Here is a 2,471-nt window from a genome sequence, read left to right as displayed (position 1 = left end):
CCGCAAGGTGGTGGTGATCGGGGCAGGCCCCATCGGCCTGGCTGCCGCCATAGACCTGGCCCAGCAGGGCACCGAAGTGGTGGTTCTGGATGACAACGACAAGGTGAGCTTCGGCTCCCGCGCGATCTGCTTTGCCAAGCGGCCCCTGGAGATCCTCGACCGGTTGGGCTGCGGCCAGCCGATGGTGGACAAGGGCGTGCAGTGGAATGCCGGCAAGGTGTTCTTTGACGAACGTCAGGTCTATGACTTCAATCTGCTGCCGGAGGAAGGCCACAAGCGCCCCGCCTTCATCAATTTGCAGCAGTATTACTTTGAGGAATACCTGGTGAACCGGGTTCGCGAGCTGCAGCAGCAGGGTGCACCAATCGAAATCCGCGGCCGCAACAAGGTTTCGGCCATCGGCACCCATCCCAGCCATGTGACATTGGAAATCGACACGCCCGAAGGCCCTTATAACCTGGAGGCCGATTGGCTGATCGCCTGCGACGGCGCAGGCTCTCCGACCCGGCGGATGCTGGGGCTGGATTTCGTCGGCCGGGTGTTCGAGGACAACTTCCTGATCGCCGATGTAATTATGGAGGCGGATTTTCCGACCGAACGCTGGTTCTGGTTCGACCCGCCATTCAACAAAGGACAGTCGGCGCTTTTGCACAAGCAACCGGACGGTGTCTGGCGGATTGATCTGCAATTGGGCTGGGATATCGACAAGGAGCGCGAGAAACGCCCGGAAAACGTGATCCCGCGCCTTAAGGCGATGCTGGGGGAGGACGTGGCGTTCGAGCTGGAGTGGGTGTCGATCTACACCTTCCAATGCCGCCGGATGGAGCAGTTCCGCCATGGCCGGGTGCTGTTTGCCGGCGATGCCGCGCATCAGGTCTCGCCCTTTGGTGCCCGCGGCGCCAACTCCGGCGTGCAGGACACCGACAACCTGTGCTGGAAGCTGCAAATGGTGATCGACGGCACCGCGCCGGAAAGCCTGCTGGACAGCTATGACACCGAGCGGGTTCACGGTGCGGATGAAAACATCCTGAACTCCTCGCGCTCCACCGATTTCATCACGCCCAAGTCCGAGATGAGCCGGGTGCTGCGTGACGCGGTTCTGGACCTGTCCGAACAGTTTGAATTCGCCCGCCCGCTGGTGAATTCGGGCCGCCTGTCGGTGCCTTGCACCTATGACGGCTCGCCGCTGAATTCGGCAGATGCACTGGACGGACCTGAGCGCACCCGCCCAGGCTCCTCCTGCCCCGACGTGCCGCTGGGCGACGGTTTCCTGCTGGACAAGCTGGGAGATAAATTCGTGCTGCTCACCATCGACGCTGACGCCCCGGATGTGATCGAGGAAGAAGGTATTGAGGTCACCCGGCTGGCACTGTCCATCAAGGATGACAAGACGCTGGCGCTGAAGGAACGGTATCTGGGCAAGCATGACAGCGGTGTTTACCTGATCCGCCCGGACCAGCATGTTGCTGCCCGCCGCCCCGGCTTTGACGAAAACCAGTTCCGGCACGCAATCCGCCGGGCCATCGGCAAGGAGTGATCAAGATGACCGAAGACCAATTGATCCTGACCGCCAACCTCGAGCGCGCCGACGATTTCTATGCAGATCTCCTGACCGCGCATGAGGGCCTCAGCAAAGCCGAAAGCGATGCGCTGAATGCGCGTCTGGTGCTGGTGCTGGCTAATCACATTGGAAAACGCGCGATCCTGAAACAGGCGCTGGCCGCGGCCGCGCTGAAACCTGGGGAGGACACCGCTTGAAAATCGAACAGATCCACCACGTCGCCTACCGCTGCAAGGACGCCAAACAGACGGTAGAGTGGTACAACAAGATGCTGAACATGGACTTCGTGCTCGCGATTGCCGAGGACCATGTTCCATCGACGCATGAACCCGACCCCTACATGCATATCTTCATGGATGCAGGTAACGGCAATGTCCTGGCCTTCTTTGAACTGCCGACCAAGCCGGAGATGGACCGCGACCGCAACACGCCTGTCTGGGTGCAGCACATCGCCTTCAAGGTGAAGGACCGCGAGACCCTGATCCAGTTCAAGGAGCATCTTGAGGCCAACGGCGTCGAAGTTCTGGGCGTCACTGACCACTCGATCTTCCACTCGATCTACTTCTTCGATCCGAACGGCCACCGGGTGGAGCTGGCCTGTCCGGATCCTGAGGAAGAGGCGTTTCTGCAGAAGCTGGACTCGGTGAAATGGGAGATGCTGGAAGAATGGTCCAAGACCAAGAAGGCCCCCAAGCATGCCGAGTGGCTGCACGCCAAGGAATTGAACAAGGCCTGATTGGCACAGGCCGACGAGGCAGCCCGGCGGGCTGCCTTCTCAGCACCGGAGGACGCCGATGGGCAGCACGATTCTTTATGACTACTGGCGCTCATCGGCCAGCTACCGGCTGCGCATCGCGCTGAACCTGGCAGGGATCGAATACACCTCGATCCCGGTTGATCTGGTCAAGGG

The 2,471-nt window shown here is 60.7% G+C and carries 3 protein-coding genes and 1 pseudogene; all 4 read left to right on the top strand.

The annotated features are described in order from the left end of the window. Window positions 1-1,537 (top strand): FAD-dependent oxidoreductase (locus A2I95_RS31465; protein WP_291736142.1); only part of this gene is annotated, 1,537 nt, incomplete at its 5' end. 5 nt (window positions 1,538-1,542) lie between these two features. Continuing rightward, the gene (locus A2I95_RS31460; RefSeq protein WP_129369267.1) at window positions 1,543-1,758 is read left to right on the top strand and encodes a DUF2783 domain-containing protein; all 216 of its coding nucleotides are present in this window, start codon (window positions 1,543-1,545) and stop codon (window positions 1,756-1,758) included. Further along, a complete protein-coding gene (locus A2I95_RS31455) occupies window positions 1,755-2,297 on the top strand; it encodes a VOC family protein (protein WP_291736139.1) in 543 nt (180 codons plus the stop codon). The genes A2I95_RS31460 and A2I95_RS31455 overlap by 4 nt, the downstream gene beginning before the upstream one ends. Window positions 2,298-2,355: 58 nt before the next feature. Continuing rightward, a pseudogene (locus A2I95_RS31450) lies at window positions 2,356-2,471 on the top strand (maleylacetoacetate isomerase); the annotation flags it as partial.

The organism is Leisingera sp. F5, assembly GCF_001593695.1.
This window is presented reverse-complemented; position numbering and strand designations above follow the sequence as displayed.

Coding starts and splice junctions, on each gene's coding strand:
- A2I95_RS31460 (WP_129369267.1), top strand. CDS start 1,543: ATGACCGAAGACCAATTGATCCTGACCGCCAACCTCGAGCGCGCCGAC.